Origin of the sequence: Microbacterium sp. 1262 (genome assembly GCF_040544895.1) — a bacterium.
Taxonomy (GTDB): Bacteria; Actinomycetota; Actinomycetes; order Actinomycetales; family Microbacteriaceae; genus Microbacterium; species Microbacterium plantarum.
Genome location: NZ_JBEPKU010000001.1, coordinates 997,209 through 1,012,012 on the forward strand (window position 1 = coordinate 997,209; position 14,804 = coordinate 1,012,012).

The window sequence follows — 14,804 nt, forward strand, 5'->3', positions numbered from 1 at the left end:
CATGACGTTGGCACGCCGCGTCATCCCGTGCCTGGACGTCGCCGCCGGTCGCGTCGTCAAGGGCGTCAACTTCGAGAATCTGCGCGACATGGGCGACCCGGTCGAGCTCGCGCGACTTTACTTCGAGCAGGGCGCCGACGAGCTGACCTTCCTCGACGTCACCGCGACCGTCGACGGACGCGCCACGACCTACGACGTCGTCCGTCGCACCGCGGAGCAGGTCTTCATCCCGCTCACCGTGGGAGGCGGCGTCCGCTCGGTCGACGATGTGGCGCGGCTCCTCTCGGTCGGTGCCGACAAGGTCGGCGTCAACTCGGCCGCGATCGCTCGCCCCGAGCTGCTCGGTGAGATCGCCGACCGCTTCGGTGCGCAGGTCCTCGTCCTCTCGCTCGACGTCAAGCGCGCCGAGGGCACCGAATCGGGTTTCGTCGTGACGACGCACGGCGGGCGAACGGCGACCTCGATCGACGCGCTCGCCTGGGCGCGCGAGGCCATCGAACGGGGTGCGGGGGAGTTGCTCGTCAACTCGATCGATGCCGACGGCACCAAGGACGGCTTCGATCTGGAGCTCATCTCGCTGATGCGCGAGATCTCGTCCGTCCCGGTGATCGCCTCGGGCGGCGCGGGTGCGACGGAGCATTTCGTCCCCGCCATCGAGGCAGGAGCGGATGCCGTCCTGGCGGCATCCGTGTTCCACTCGGGCCAGCTCACGATCGGCGACGTGAAGGATGCGCTGACCGCTCAGGGCATCGAGGTGCGGCGATGACCGAGAGCAGCATCGACGAGCGCATCGCCCGGGTCTCGTTCGACGCGAACGGGCTCGTCGCCGCTATCGTCCAGCAGCACGACACGCGCGAGGTGCTCATGCTGGCGTGGATGGATGCCGAGGCGCTGCGCCGAACGCTCACGAGCGGACGCGTGACCTTCTGGTCGCGCTCCCGCCAGGAGTACTGGCGCAAGGGCGACACGTCCGGCCACATCCAGCTCGTCCGCGGGGCGCGGCTCGACTGCGACGGCGACGCCGTGCTCCTGCTCGTCGAGCAGGTTGGTGTTGCGTGCCACACCGGCACCCGCACATGCTTCGACGCGGACGACCTCGACCCCGTCGTCGCGGTGCCATGACCCGCCGGTCCCGCATGCTCGCCGTCCTCGCGGCCGTCGTCGGCGGCGGCCTCGCGGTCATCGGCGCGACCCAGCCCTGGCTCGAGGCGACGCTGCGCGACGGCGCCCAGGCGGTCCTTCCGGTGCCGGGCACCGAAGCGCTCCCGCTCGTCACCCCGCTCGGCCTGGCGGCGCTGGCGCTCGGTCTGGCGCTGTCGATCGTCGGCACGGTGCTCCGCTACGTCTTCGGTGTCATCGGCGTGCTCATCGGCGCGGCTCTCCTCGCCGAGTCGCTGCGGATCGCCCTCACGGCACCGCCGGAGGCCGTGGTCGGCGTCGTCGCCGACACGACGGGCCTCGCGGGGGTCGAGGCGGTCGGGACCCTCGTGTCGGCCATCACCGTCACCGCTTGGCCCTGGATCACGGCGATCGGCGCGCTGGTGGTGTGCGCGGGCGGCGTGCTCACTCTCGTCACGGCGCGCTCGTGGCGCAGCACCGCGCGCCGCTATCGCACCGACCCCGCTGTCGAGGCCCGCCGTCCCGGCGGATCGCGTCCGCATGATTCGCACGATCCGATCGATTCCTGGGACGACCTCAGCCGCGGGTCCGATCCGACCGCCTGAGCCCCGGTAGACTGACCTCAGCCCGAGAAATCCCGCGAAGGAGAACAATGAGCAACATCGGCGACCCCGGCCACGGACACTCCCCGGCGGCGTGGACCGCTGTGGTGATCATGCTTCTGGCGTTCGCGCTCGGCACCCTGTTCTTCTGGCTCGACATGCCGGTGCTGGTCTGGGCGTCCGCGGGTCTCCTGGTCGTCGGCCTGATCGTCGGCTGGGCCATGGCGAAGGCCGGCTACGGCGCATACGGCGACAAGTACACCCCGAAAGCGCACTGACGTGCTGGCCGGTCTCACGGCCGGCGCCGTCGAGGATGCCGAGGCCCGTGCGGCCGAGCGGCCCCTCGCCGTCGTCGAGCGCGACGCGCTCGCTCAGGCCCCGGCCCGGGACGCCCTCGCGGCGCTCGCGCCGGCCGAGCGGGTCAAGATCATCGCCGAGGTCAAGCGCGCGAGCCCCTCGCGGGGCGATCTCGCCGCCATTCCCGACCCGGCGCTGCAGGCCGCGCGGTATCAGGAGGGCGGCGCATCCGTCATCTCCGTGCTGACCGAGGGTCGACGTTTCAAGGGGAGCCTGGCCGACCTCGAGGCCGTTCGCGCCGAGGTATCGATCCCCGTTCTCCGCAAGGACTTCATCGCAGGCGCCTACCAGGTCTTCGAGGCACGGGCAGCGGGCGCCGACCTGGTGCTGCTGATCGTCGCCGCGCTTGAGCAGCCGGTGCTGGCCGAGCTTCACGAGCTCGTGCTCGAACTCGGCATGACGCCGCTCGTCGAGACCCACTCGCTCGACGAGGTGCATCGTGCCGCCGACATCGGAGCGCGTCTGGTCGGCGTCAACGCGCGCAACCTTTCGACGTTCGAGCTCGATCGCGATCTCTTCGGCCGGCTCGTGGAGCACCTTCCGGCTGACGCTGTGAAGATCGCGGAGTCCGCCGTCCTCACCCCCGACGACGTGTCCCACTACCGTCGCGCGGGTGCCGACGCCGTCCTGATCGGCGAGGCGCTCGTGACCAACGACCCCGTGACCACCCTGCACGCATTCCTGGAGGCCGGCGCGTGAGCCTGCGAGAACAGCACGGTCCCTTCTTCGGTGAGTTCGGCGGGCGATTCATGCCCGAATCCCTCATCGCGGCGATCGACGAGCTGACAGCGGTATACGAGTCGGCCATGGCCGACCCCGAGTTCGCGGCCGAACTGACGCGGACCCTCGCGACCTACGCCGGACGTCCGTCCGCATTGACGGAGGTGCCGCGTTTCGCCGAGCACGCCGGTGGCGCGCGCGTGTTCCTCAAGCGCGAGGATCTCAACCACACCGGCTCGCACAAGATCAACAACGTGATCGGTCAGGCGATGCTGACCAAGCGTCTCGGCAAGACGCGCGTCATCGCCGAGACCGGAGCCGGTCAGCACGGCGTCGCGACGGCGACGGCCGCAGCCCTGTTCGGCTTCGACTGCACGATCTACATGGGCGAGGTCGACACGGAACGGCAGGCGCTCAACGTCGCGCGGATGCGCTTGCTCGGCGCCGAGGTCGTGCCGGTCACGACGGGGTCGCGCACCCTCAAGGATGCGATCAACGAGGCGTACCGCGACTGGGTCGCCTCGGTCGAGACCACCAACTACATCTTCGGCACCGCGGCGGGGCCGCATCCGTTCCCCGCCATGGTGCGCGATTTCCAGAAAATCATCTCGGAAGAGGCACGCGAGCAGCTCCTCGCCGAGACCGGTCGGCTTCCGGATGCCGTCGTCGCCTGCGTCGGCGGCGGATCGAATGCGATCGGCATGTTCGACGCCTTCCTCGATGACGAGGGCGTCGCGCTGTACGGCGTCGAGGCCGCGGGTGAGGGAGTCGACACCGAGCGTCACGCCGCGTCGATCGGGCGGGGCCGCCCGGGCGTCCTGCACGGGGCGAAGACTTTCGTGCTGCAGGACGAGGACGGCCAGACGGTCGAGTCGCACTCGATCTCCGCGGGACTCGACTATCCGGGCGTCGGCCCCGAGCACGCCTGGTTGGCGTCCATCGGTCGTGCGTCCTACATCCCGGCCACCGACACCGAGGCGATGGAGGCGCTGCGGCTGCTGAGTCGCACCGAGGGCATCATCCCCGCTATCGAGTCGGCCCATGCGCTGGCCGGTGCGCTGCGCATCGGACGTGAACTCGGCCCCGACGCCATCATCGCCGTCAACCTGTCGGGGCGCGGCGATAAGGACATGGACACCGCGGCGCGCTGGTTCGAGCTGTACGACGACGGTGCGGAGCCGGTGGTCGAGCCCGAACACGACGAGGCGGCGTCGGGCGAAGGAGTGGAACTGTGACCTCCCGCGTGGCCGCGGCGATCGAGGCCGCACACGCCGAGGGGCGCGGCGCGTTCGTCGGTTACCTTCCGCTCGGCTTCCCCGATCTCGAGACGAGCATCGAGGCCGCCGTCGCGCTGGCAGAGGCCGGCGCCGACGTCCTCGAGCTCGGCCCCCCGTACTCCGACCCCGTGATGGACGGCGTCGTCATCCAGGAGGCGACCCAGGTGGCCCTGGCCGCGGGTTTCCGACTGCGCGACACCTTCACGGCAGTCCGGGCGATCGCAGAGCGCGTCGACATCCCGATCCTCGTCATGACCTACTGGAACCCCGTGCTGCAGTACGGCGTCGACCGCTTCGCCGACGACCTGGTCTCGGCCGGCGGTGCAGGTCTGATCACGCCGGACATCACTCCGGATGCAGCGCCAGAGTGGCTCGCCGCGTCGGAGCGCACGGGGCTCGACCGCGTCTTCCTCGCCGCACCGACGTCGACCGAGGAGCGACTGCGGATGATCGTCGAGGCCTCCACGGGCTTCGTGTACACCGTTTCGACCATGGGAATCACGGGGGAGCGGACGGAGCTCGACGCGGCCGCCCGCACTCTCGTCGGCCGTATCCGTGCGCTCGGCGCAGCCCACGCCTGCGTCGGCATCGGCATCTCGACGCCCGAGCAGGTCGCGGGCGTCGTCGACTATGCCGACGGCGCCATCGTCGGGACCGCACTCGTGCGTGCCCTGCGCGACGGGGGAGTGGCCGGACTCACCGACACCGCGCGTGAACTCGCGGCGGGCACCGCCCGCGAGCGCGTCTAGACTTTTCCGGTCGCACGACCACCGATTTCCGAGGGACGATCCGATGATCCACGCTGCACACACGCTCGTCGCGAGCATCCCGAGCCCGTCGGTGAGCTACATCGACCTGGGCCCGCTGCGCATCCACTTCTACGCGCTGTGCATCATCGCCGGGATCATCGTCGCGACGCTGATGACCAACCACCGCCTCACGAGGCGCGGTGCGGAGCCGTGGGTCGTCATCGACATCGCACTGCTGGCTGTGCCGTTGGCCCTGGTGGGTGCGCGCGCATTCCACGTCCTGACGCACCCGGGGTTCTACTTCGGACCCGACAAGAACCCGTGGGCGGTGCTCTTCATCTGGGAAGGCGGCATCGCGATCTTCGGTGCGCTCATCGGCGGTGCCGTGGGCGCCTACCTCGGCTGCAAGTGGACCGGCATCCGGTTCTGGAGCTTCGCCGACGCGCTGGCTCCGGGAATCCTGCTCGCTCAGGCGATGGGGCGCTTCGGGAACTGGTTCAACCAGGAGCTCTTCGGACTCCCCACCGACCTGCCCTGGGGGCTGGAGATCAATCCCAACAACCCCGCGTTCCCCGCGGGACTGGCTCCTGACACGCTCTTCCACCCGACGTTCCTCTACGAGGTGATCTGGAACGGTCTCGGCGTGCTCGTGCTGCTGTGGGTCGGTCGCAAGGCCTGGGCGCAGTGGGGCAAGCTCTTCGGTCTCTACCTCGTCTGGTACGGCGCCGGCCGCATCGTGTGGGAGTCGATCCGGATCGACCCGAGTGAGATCATCCTCGGCATCCGCACCAACGTCTGGGCGGCGATCTTCGCCGTCGTGGTCGGAATCGCGATCATCGTGGTGCAGACGCGACGTCACCCGGGCGACGAGCCGTCGCCTTATCAGCCGGGTCGCGAATGGGTCGCTCCGAGCGCGCTACAATCGCAGAGCACCGAAGACTTCGTGGATCTGAGCGCACCCCCGACGCCCGAAGCTCACGCAGACAGCGCCACAAGCGCAGTCACCTCGAAGCAGTAGTTCCCCAGGGCCGACGTCGTCCCGGTTTCAGCACCAATGTGAGGACGGTCAGTATGGCCTCGAGCCCTCGACCCCAAAAGTCCGGATTCGGTTCATTCCCTCCTAAGCAGGGCATGTACAACCCTGCGTTCGAGAAGGACGCGTGTGGTCTGGCGATGGTCGCCACGCTGCGCGGCGAAGCCGGTCACGACATCGTCGAGCTCGCCTTGACGGCTCTGCGCAACCTCGAGCACCGCGGCGCCATCGGCTCCGACGCAGGAACCGGAGACGGAGCCGGGATTCTGACGCAGATGCCCGATGCGTTCCTCCGCGAGGTCGTCGACTTCGACCTGCCGCCCGCCGGCGAGTACGCCGCGGGTATGGCGTTCCTGCCGCGCGACGCCGACGAACGCCACGCTCTGAAGGCCGACATCGAGGCGCTCGCGGCATCCGAGGGTCTGACGGTCCTGGGCTGGCGCGACGTGCCGACCGAGGATGAGAACCTCGGCAAGCTCGCCTTCGCCGCACGCCCCGCTTTCGAGCAGCTCTTCGTGTCGCGTCCTGCCGTTGGCGACGCGCCCGCCCTCGCCGGAATCGAGCTCGACCGCCGGGTCTATCGCCTGCGCAAGCGCGCCCGCCATGAGCACGACGCCTACTTCGTGTCGCTGTCGAGCCGCACGCTCGGCTACAAGGGCATGGTCACGACGCTCCAGCTCGAGCCGTTCTACCCCGACCTGCAGGACGAGCGCTTCGCGTCGGAGCTCGCGGTGGTGCACTCGCGCTACTCGACCAACACCTTCCCGTCGTGGCCGCTCGCGCAGCCACTGCGCATGCTCGCGCACAACGGTGAGATCAACACCGTCAAGGGCAACCGCAACTGGATGCGCGCGCGCCAGTCGCAGCTCGAGTCCGAGCTGCTCGGCGATGTGCAGCCGCTGCTGCCGATCTGCACGGACGGAGCGAGCGACTCGGCCTCGTTCGACGAGGTCCTCGAACTGCTCACGCTCACCGGGCGCAGCCTGCCGCACGCCGTCATGATGATGGTGCCCGAGGCGTACGAGAAGCAGACCGACATCGATCCCGATCTCCGGGCGTTCTACGACTACCACTCCATCCAGATGGAGCCCTGGGACGGCCCGGCTGCACTCATCTTCACCGACGGCACCCTCGTGGGCGCCACTCTCGACCGGAACGGCCTGCGCCCGGGACGATGGACCGAGACCACCGACGGACTGGTCGTCATCGGCAGCGAGACCGGCGTGCTCGACTTCGCCCCCGAGCGGATCAAGCGCCGCGGTCGCCTGCAGCCCGGGCGGATGTTCGTCGTCGACACGGCCGCGGGCCGCATCGTCGAGGATGAGGAGATCAAGCGCGAGCTTGCGACGCTCCACCCGTGGCAGGAATGGCTCGACGCCGGTCGCGTGCGGCTCAAGGACCTGCCCGAGCGCGAGCACATCGTGCACCCCATCGCGTCGATCACGCGCCGCCAGCGCACCTTCGGCTACACCGAGGAGGAGGTGCGCATCCTCCTCACCCCCATGGGGCAGGTGGGAGCCGAGCCTCTCGGTGCCATGGGCAGCGACACCCCCGTCGCGGTGCTCAGCGAGCGCCCGCGCCTGCTGTTCGACTACTTCACGCAGCAGTTCGCGCAGGTGACGAACCCGCCGCTGGACTCGATCCGCGAAGAGGTCGTCACCTCCCTGTCCCTCGGGCTCGGTCCCGAGGCGAACCTGCTGGCCTGGGGGCCGGAGCACACCCGCACGGTGACGCTCGACTTCCCCGTGATCGACAACGACGAGCTCGCCAAGATCCAGCACATCGACACCGCCCTCAAGGGCCGCTCGTCGGTGACGATCCGCGGTCTCTACCGCGTCGAGGCCGGTCACAAGGGCATGCAGAAGCGCCTCGCGCAGATGTGCGCCGAGGCCGACCAGGCCATCGAGGACGGCGCGGAGTTCCTCGTGCTCAGCGACCGCGACTCGAACAAGGACCTCGCCCCCATCCCGTCCCTGCTCATGCTCGCCGCGGTGCACCACCACCTCATCCGGCAGCAGACCCGTATGCGGGTCGGTCTCGTGGTCGAGGCCGGCGATGTCCGCGAGGTCCACCACGTCGCGACTCTCCTCGGCTACGGCGCGTCGGCGGTCAACCCGTACCTCGCGATGGAGACCGTCGAGTACCTCGTGCGTGCCGGGTACATCACCGGCGTCACTCCCGAGAAGGCCGTCAAGAACCTGATCTACGCGCTCGGCAAGGGCGTGCTGAAGATCATGTCCAAGATGGGCATCTCGACCGTCTCGTCCTACGCCGGCGCCCAGGTGTTCGAAGCCGTCGGGCTCTCCGACGAGTTCGTGTCGAACTACTTCACCGGCACCGAGACCAAGCTCGGCGGTATCGGCATCGAGGTCATCGCGGCAGAGAACGCCGCGCGGCACGCCTACGCGTATCCGGAAGACGCCGCCGTCCGCGCCCACGAGCGGCTGTGGACAGGTGGCGAGTACCAGTGGCGCCGCGACGGTGCCCCGCACCTGTTCAACCCGGACACGGTCTTCCGCCTCCAGCACGCGACCCGCACCCGTCGTTACGACATCTTCCGCGAGTACACGAAGCTCGTCGACGATCAGGCGGCCGAGCTGAAGACGCTGCGCGGCATGTTCAAGCTGCGCACCGGCGTCCGGCCCCCGGTGCCGATCGACGAGGTCGAGTCGGTCGCGTCGATCGTGAAGCGATTCTCGACGGGCGCGATGAGCTACGGCTCGATCTCGAAGGAGGCGCACGAGACGCTCGCGATCGCGATGAACCGGCTCGGCGCGAAGTCGAACACGGGCGAGGGCGGCGAGGACGTCGAGCGTCTGCTCGACCCCGAGCGCCGCAGCGCGATCAAGCAGGTCGCCTCGGGTCGATTCGGCGTCACGAGCATGTACCTCACGCATGCCGACGACATCCAGATCAAGCTCGCCCAGGGCGCCAAGCCCGGCGAGGGCGGTCAGCTGCCGCCCGGCAAGGTGTATCCGTGGATCGCCCGCACCCGCGGTGGCACCCCGGGCGTCGGCCTCATCTCGCCGCCGCCGCACCACGACATCTACTCGATCGAGGACCTCAAGCAGCTGATCTTCGACGTCAAGCGCGCGAACCCGGCCGCCCGGGTGCACGTCAAGCTCGTGAGCCAGTCGGGCATCGGTGCCGTCGCGGCGGGAACGGCGAAGGCCCTCGCCGACGTCATCCTCGTCTCCGGGCACGACGGCGGAACGGGCGCGAGCCCGCTCAACTCGCTCAAGCACGCCGGTACGCCCTGGGAGCTCGGTCTCGCCGAGACGCAGCAGACGCTCATGCTCAACGACATGCGCGACCGCGTGGTCGTGCAGGCCGACGGCCAGCTGAAGACCGGTCGCGACGTCGTGATCGCCGCGCTGCTCGGTGCCGAGGAGTTCGGTTTCGCCACCACCGCCCTGGTCGTCGAGGGCTGCATCATGATGCGCGTCTGCCACCTCGACACGTGTCCCGTGGGCGTAGCGACGCAGAACCCCGTGCTCCGCGAGCGTTTCACCGGCAAGCCCGAGTTCGTGGTGAACTTCATGGAGTTCGTCGCGCAGGAGGTCCGCGAGTACCTGGCCGAGCTCGGTTTCCGCTCGCTCGACGAGGCGATCGGGCGCAACGACGTCCTCGACGTCGACGGCGCGATCGAGCACTGGAAGGCCAACGGCCTCGACCTCGGACCCATCCTCACCGGACCCGCGTTCGCCGAAGACGCGCCGCGTCGTCACCGGCGCGACCAGGACCACGAGCTCGACGCGCACTTCGATGTGCAGCTCATCGAACGAGCGCAGGATGTCGTCGCGCACGGCGGTCACATCGAGATCGATCTGCCCATCCGCAACACCGAGCGCGCCGTGGGCACGATGCTGGGCAACCGGGTCACGCTCGCGCACGGCGAGAACGGCCTTCCTGCCGACTCGATCGTGGTGAACCTGACGGGTTCGGCCGGACAGTCCTTCGGAGCCTTCCTCCCCGCCGGCATCACGCTGCGTCTCGAGGGGGACTCGAACGACTACGTCGGCAAGGGGCTCTCGGGTGGACAGATCGTCGTGCGCCCGCCGCGCGGAGCGGCCTTCGACGCGTCGGAGAACGTGATCGCGGGCAACGTCATCGGCTACGGTGCGACGCAGGGCACGATGTTCCTGCGCGGCGTCGTGGGGGAGCGGTTCCTCGTGCGCAACTCCGGGGCCACGGCCGTGGTCGAGGGCGTGGGCGACCACGCACTGGAGTACATGACCGGCGGCCTCGCCGTGATCCTCGGCGCCACCGGGCGCAACCTCGGCGCCGGGATGTCGGGTGGCAACGCCTACGTCTACCGCCTCGAGACCGCGAACGTGAACCGCGAGGCCATGGCCAGCGGCGAGCTCGTGCTCGGGGAGATGGGGTCCGGCGACGCCGAGATCCTCCGCGACCTGCTCGAGCGCCACGTCGCCGAGACGGGGTCCGAGCTGGCAGCCCGGCTGCTGGAGGACTTCGAGAACGAGGTCGCCAACTTCGTCCGTGTGGTGCCGCGCGACTACGCCGCGGTGCTCGAAACCCGACAGACGGCGGCCGCCGAGGGGCTCGACCCCGACGGCGACGAGGTCTGGAGCCGCATCCTGGAGGTGACCCGTGGCTGACCCCAAGGGCTTCCTGAAGATCACGGAGCGCGAGCTCCCCAAGCGCCGTCCCGTTCCCGTCCGCATCATGGACTGGCGCGAGGTCTACGAGCCCGGTGACAGCGCCGTGCTCCGCCGTCAGGCGGGGCGCTGCATGGACTGCGGCGTGCCGTTCTGTCATCAGGGGTGCCCGCTGGGCAACCTCATCCCCGAGTGGAACGACCTCATGTGGCGTGGCGAGGGGCGCTCGGCCATCGAGCGTCTGCACGCGACGAACAACTTCCCGGAGTTCACCGGGCGCCTGTGCCCTGCACCGTGCGAGAGCTCGTGCGTTCTCGGCATCAATCAGCCGCCGGTCACGATCAAGCAGATCGAGGTCTCGACTATCGACGAGGCGTTCGCCAACGGATGGGTCGAGGCCGAGCCCCCGGGGCGTCTGACGGGCAAGACGGTTGCCGTCGTCGGCTCCGGCCCCGCCGGACTCGCCGCCGCGCAGCAGCTGACCCGCGCCGGTCACACCGTCGCCGTCTACGAGCGCGACGACCGCATCGGCGGCCTGCTGCGGTACGGCATCCCCGACTTCAAGATGGAGAAGCGCCACATCGAGGCGCGCCTGCGTCAGATGCAGGACGAGGGCACGCGTTTCCGTGCCGGCGTCGAGATCGGCAAGGACATCTCGTGGGACGCGCTGCGCGCCCGCTACGACGCGGTCGTGGTGGCGACCGGCTCGACCCTGCCCCGCGACCTCGCAATCCCGGGCCGCGACCTCGCCGGCGTGCACTTCGCGATGGAGTACCTCGTCGAGTCGAACAAGGCCGTCGCGGGAGACCAGGTCGCGAACCAGATCCACGCGGAGGGCAAGCACGTCGTCGTGATCGGCGGTGGTGACACCGGCGCGGACTGCATCGGCACGGCGCACCGTCAGGGCGCGCTCAGCGTGACGAACCTCGCGATCGGCAAGCAGCCGCCGTCGGACCGCCCCGACACCCAGCCGTGGCCGATGATGCCGACCATCTTCGAGGTCGCCTCCGCGCACGAAGAAGGCGGTGAGCGCAGCTACCTGGCGTCCACGGTCGAGTTCCTCGGCAACGAGGCGGGAGAGGTGCGCGCGCTGCGCGTCGCCGAGACCGAGTTCGTCGACGGTCGCCGCGTGCCCAAGAGCGGGACCGAGCGCGAGATCCCCGCCGACCTCGTCCTGATCGCGATGGGTTTCACCGGTCCCGAGCGCTCCGAGCTCGGGGCGCAGCTGGGTACGTTGTTCACCGATCGCGGCAACGTGGAACGTGCCGACGACTACCAGACCACCACGCCGGGTGTGTTCGTGGCCGGCGACGCCGGGCGCGGACAGTCGCTCATCGTGTGGGCGATCGCGGAGGGCCGCGCCGCGGCATCCGCTGTCGACCGCTACCTGATGGGCGACACCGACCTTCCGGCGCCGGTGCGTCCGACCGACGTCGCGATCGGGCTCCAGCGGGCATAGGCTGGACCCAACCCCCCTCCCGACCCGAAACCACCGGAGTATCAGTGAGACGCGCCAAGATCGTCGCCACCCTGGGACCGGCCACAGCCAGCTACGAGATGGTGCGAGCCATCATCGACGCCGGTGTGGACGTGACCCGATTCAACCTCAGCCACGGAGACTATTCGGAGCACGAGGCCCGCTGGGCCAACGTGCGGAAGGCCGCCGACGACGCAGGTCGCCCCGTCGCGATCCTGGTCGACCTGCAGGGGCCGAAGATCCGTCTCGGCAAGTTCGAGAACGGGCCGCACCAGCTCGCGGTCGGCGACGTCTTCAAGATCACGACCGACGACATCCTCGGCACCAAGGAGATCGTCTCGACGACGTTCAAGGGCCTGCCCGGCGACGTCAAGCCCGGCGACTTCCTGCTCATCGACGACGGCAAGGTCCGCGTCGAGGTCGTGTCGGTCGAGGGCTCGGTCGTCACGACGAAGGTCATCGTCGCCGGCCCCGTCTCGAACAACAAGGGCATCAACCTGCCCGGTGTCGCCGTGAGCGTTCCGGCGCTGTCGGACAAGGACGAGGCCGACCTGCGCTGGGGGCTGCAGCAGGGAGCCGACATCATCGCACTGTCGTTCGTGCGGGATGCCGCCGACGTCACGCGTGTGCACGAGATCATGGCGGAGGAGGGCCGCAAGGTCCCCGTCATCGCGAAGATCGAGAAGCCGCAAGCGGTCGAGAACCTCGAGGAGATCATCGACGCCTTCGACGGCATCATGGTCGCGCGCGGTGACCTCGGCGTGGAGCTTCCGCTCGAGGCCGTGCCGATCGTGCAGAAGAAGGCCGTGGCGCTGTGCCGCCGTATGGCCAAGCCCGTGATCGTCGCGACCCAGATGCTGGAGTCGATGATCGAGAACCCGGTGCCGACGCGCGCCGAGACCAGCGACGTCGCCAACGCCGTCCTCGACGGCGCCGACGCCGTGATGCTCTCGGGCGAGACCAGCGTGGGCAAGTACCCCGTCGTCGTCGTCGAGACCATGGCGCGCATCGTCGACTCGACCGAGACCCACGGTCTCGAGCGCATCGCACCGCTGACGGCGAAGCCGCGCACGCAGGGCGGCGCGATCACGCTCGCCGCCATGGAGGTCGCGCAGTTCATCGAGGCGAAGTTCCTCTGCATGTTCACCGAGTCCGGCGACACCGCGCGCCGCATGTCGCGTCTGCGTCCCGAGATCCCCATGATCGCGTTCACCCCGGACCCGGCGATCCGTCGTCGCATGGCCCTGACGTGGGGCATCCGTTCGAGCCTCGTGGAGGAGGTCGCGCACACCGACCTGATGTTCCACCAGGTCGACGACTACTTCCTCTCGAACGGCCTCGCCGAGGTCGGCGACAAGGTGGTCGTCATCTCCGGGTCCCCTCCCGGAATCCAGGGATCGACCAACGACATCCGCATCCACAAGATCGGCGACGCCGTCAACGGCCGCGCGCCGATCTACCAGGCGATCCAGTAAGCGCCACGTGAATGCCGAAGGGCGGGCACCTCTCCACGAGGTGCCCGCCCTTTCGCCGTGCCGGTGGTGGGAGTCGAACCCACACGTCCGAAGACAACCGAGTTTGAGTCGGTCGCGTCTGCCATTCCGCCACACCGGCGCACGCACATCGACAATACCGCCTCACGCGGTGTCACCCGACGGAACCGTGTCCGGAACGCCCATACCGTAGGATCGAAAGGTGACAGAGCAAGAAGAGGTCCCCACGTCGGCCGCTCCCGCACCGCGCCGAGTCGTCGTGGCCGAAGACGAGTCGCTCATTCGACTCGACATCGTCGAGATCCTGCGCGACAACGGATACGACGTCGTCGGCGAGGCGGGCGACGGCGAGACCGCGGTGCAGCTTGCGAGCGAGCTGCGTCCCGATCTCGTGATCATGGACGTCAAGATGCCCGTCCTCGACGGGATCTCGGCCGCCGAACGGCTCGGCAAGGCGCACATCGCGCCCGTCGTCCTGCTGACGGCGTTCAGCCAGAAGGAACTCGTCGAGCGGGCGACCGAGGCCGGTGCTCTCGCCTACGTCGTCAAGCCCTTCACCCCGAACGATCTGCTCCCCGCCATCGAGATCGCGCTCGCCCGCTACGAGCAGATCATCACCCTCGAGGCCGAGGTCGCCGACATGGTCGAGCGCTTCGAGACCCGCAAGCTCGTCGACCGGGCGAAGGGTCTGCTCAACGAGAAGATGGGTCTCAGCGAGCCCGAGGCGTTCCGCTGGATCCAGAAGGCGTCGATGGACCGCCGCCTCACGATGCAGGACGTGGCCAAGGCGATCATCGAGCAGCTCGCCCCCAAGAAGTAGTCCGCGGCGCCGCGGCGACGAGAAAGCCCCCTCTCGGTCCGGGAGGGGGCTTCGTCGTCGCGTCAGGATGCCGCGGGGGCGTCCTTGATGAGGTTCGTGATGCGGATAGTGGAGCAGCGGCGCCCCTGCTCGTCGGATACGACGATCTCGTGCACTGTCATCGAGCGCCCGAGATGCAGGGGAGTGCACACGCCCGTCACGACACCGCTCGTCGCGGATCGCGTGTGCGTGGCGTTGATGTCGACGCCGACGGCGAGGCGCCCCGGGCCGGCGTGCATGTTCGCCGCCATGGAGCCGAGAGACTCGCCGAGCACGACGTACGCGCCGCCGTGGAGCAGGCCCACGGGCTGGGTGTTGCCCGCGACGGGCATTGTCGCGACGCAGCGCTCGGTGGTGAACTCCGTGAACTCGATGCCCATGCGCTCGGCGAGAGCTCCCTTGCCGCGGCCCTGTGCCCAGGCCAGGCCGGTGTCGGTGTCGGTCTTCTCGGGCATGCTTCACCCCTCGGTCGCAGCGGGTCGTGGTGTCCGCGGTCGTC

At 69.1% G+C, this 14,804-nt stretch carries 13 protein-coding genes and 1 tRNA gene; 12 read left to right on the forward strand and 2 right to left on the reverse strand.

All coding sequences use genetic code 11. From position 1 onward, the window contains the following. Nucleotide 1 precedes the first annotated feature (1 nt). The 11 genes from hisF to pyk are packed head-to-tail and all read left to right on the forward strand — an operon-like array spanning nucleotide 2 to nucleotide 13,428. On the forward strand, nucleotides 2–766 hold the full coding sequence (gene hisF, locus ABIC53_RS04655; RefSeq protein ID WP_112614856.1) for an imidazole glycerol phosphate synthase subunit HisF: 765 nt from the start codon (nucleotides 2–4) through the stop codon (nucleotides 764–766). Further along, nucleotides 763–1,122 (forward strand): phosphoribosyl-AMP cyclohydrolase, encoded by a 360-nt coding sequence (gene hisI / locus ABIC53_RS04660; RefSeq protein ID WP_354450572.1) that lies wholly within the window; start codon nucleotides 763–765, stop codon nucleotides 1,120–1,122. The genes hisF and hisI overlap by 4 nt, the downstream gene beginning before the upstream one ends. Further along, nucleotides 1,119–1,724 carry a Trp biosynthesis-associated membrane protein gene (locus ABIC53_RS04665; RefSeq protein WP_354450574.1) on the forward strand — a complete coding sequence of 202 codons (606 nt, stop codon included), beginning with the start codon at nucleotides 1,119–1,121 and terminating at the stop codon, nucleotides 1,722–1,724. The genes hisI and ABIC53_RS04665 overlap by 4 nt, the downstream gene beginning before the upstream one ends. Before the next feature lie 47 nt (nucleotides 1,725–1,771). After that, complete coding sequence (locus ABIC53_RS04670; RefSeq protein WP_023950623.1) at nucleotides 1,772–1,999, forward strand: DUF6704 family protein; 228 nt, start codon at nucleotides 1,772–1,774, stop codon at nucleotides 1,997–1,999. A 1-nt stretch (nucleotide 2,000) separates the two neighbouring features. Further along, the gene (gene trpC, locus ABIC53_RS04675; protein ID WP_269266187.1) at nucleotides 2,001–2,777 is read left to right on the forward strand and encodes an indole-3-glycerol phosphate synthase TrpC; all 777 of its coding nucleotides are present in this window, start codon (nucleotides 2,001–2,003) and stop codon (nucleotides 2,775–2,777) included. Next, nucleotides 2,774–4,033 carry a tryptophan synthase subunit beta gene (trpB, locus tag ABIC53_RS04680; RefSeq protein WP_112614848.1) on the forward strand — a complete coding sequence of 420 codons (1,260 nt, stop codon included), beginning with the start codon at nucleotides 2,774–2,776 and terminating at the stop codon, nucleotides 4,031–4,033. Before trpC ends, trpB begins: the two co-directional genes overlap by 4 nt. Next, a complete protein-coding gene (gene trpA / locus ABIC53_RS04685) occupies nucleotides 4,030–4,824 on the forward strand; it encodes a tryptophan synthase subunit alpha (RefSeq protein ID WP_112614846.1) in 795 nt (264 codons plus the stop codon). The genes trpB and trpA overlap by 4 nt, the downstream gene beginning before the upstream one ends. 43 nt (nucleotides 4,825–4,867) lie before the next feature. After that, on the forward strand, nucleotides 4,868–5,842 hold the full coding sequence (lgt, locus tag ABIC53_RS04690) for a prolipoprotein diacylglyceryl transferase (RefSeq protein WP_274177915.1): 975 nt from the start codon (nucleotides 4,868–4,870) through the stop codon (nucleotides 5,840–5,842). Between the two features lie 53 nt (nucleotides 5,843–5,895). Beyond that, entirely contained in the window at nucleotides 5,896–10,476 is a 4,581-nt protein-coding gene (gltB, locus tag ABIC53_RS04695; protein ID WP_354450577.1) for a glutamate synthase large subunit, read from the forward strand. After that, a complete protein-coding gene (locus ABIC53_RS04700) occupies nucleotides 10,469–11,935 on the forward strand; it encodes a glutamate synthase subunit beta (RefSeq protein WP_354450579.1) in 1,467 nt (488 codons plus the stop codon). The genes gltB and ABIC53_RS04700 overlap by 8 nt, the downstream gene beginning before the upstream one ends. Nucleotides 11,936–11,979: 44 nt before the next feature. Then, complete coding sequence (pyk, locus tag ABIC53_RS04705; RefSeq protein WP_112614838.1) at nucleotides 11,980–13,428, forward strand: pyruvate kinase; 1,449 nt, start codon at nucleotides 11,980–11,982, stop codon at nucleotides 13,426–13,428. A 58-nt stretch (nucleotides 13,429–13,486) separates the two neighbouring features. On the opposite strand, the gene ABIC53_RS04710 is transcribed toward pyk, so the two are convergent. Continuing rightward, nucleotides 13,487–13,567, reverse strand: a tRNA-Leu gene (locus tag ABIC53_RS04710). 81 nt (nucleotides 13,568–13,648) lie between these two features. Between ABIC53_RS04710 and ABIC53_RS04715 the strand changes: the two genes are divergently transcribed. Further along, nucleotides 13,649–14,266 (forward strand): ANTAR domain-containing response regulator, encoded by a 618-nt coding sequence (locus ABIC53_RS04715; protein WP_354450584.1) that lies wholly within the window; start codon nucleotides 13,649–13,651, stop codon nucleotides 14,264–14,266. A 62-nt stretch (nucleotides 14,267–14,328) separates the two neighbouring features. Here ABIC53_RS04715 and ABIC53_RS04720 read toward each other — a convergent pair whose 3' ends face one another. Further along, nucleotides 14,329–14,760 (reverse strand): hotdog fold thioesterase, encoded by a 432-nt coding sequence (locus ABIC53_RS04720; RefSeq protein ID WP_282500991.1) that lies wholly within the window; start codon nucleotides 14,758–14,760, stop codon nucleotides 14,329–14,331. Nucleotides 14,761–14,804 lie beyond the last annotated feature (44 nt).

Coding starts and splice junctions, on each gene's coding strand:
- ABIC53_RS04670 (WP_023950623.1), top strand. CDS start 1,772: ATGAGCAACATCGGCGACCCCGGCCACGGACACTCCCCGGCGGCGTGG.
- hisI (WP_354450572.1), top strand. CDS start 763: ATGACCGAGAGCAGCATCGACGAGCGCATCGCCCGGGTCTCGTTCGAC.
- gltB (WP_354450577.1), top strand. CDS start 5,896: ATGGCCTCGAGCCCTCGACCCCAAAAGTCCGGATTCGGTTCATTCCCT.
- hisF (WP_112614856.1), top strand. CDS start 2: ATGACGTTGGCACGCCGCGTCATCCCGTGCCTGGACGTCGCCGCCGGT.
- ABIC53_RS04720 (WP_282500991.1), bottom strand. CDS start 14,760: ATGCCCGAGAAGACCGACACCGACACCGGCCTGGCCTGGGCACAGGGC.
- lgt (WP_274177915.1), top strand. CDS start 4,868: ATGATCCACGCTGCACACACGCTCGTCGCGAGCATCCCGAGCCCGTCG.
- ABIC53_RS04665 (WP_354450574.1), top strand. CDS start 1,119: ATGACCCGCCGGTCCCGCATGCTCGCCGTCCTCGCGGCCGTCGTCGGC.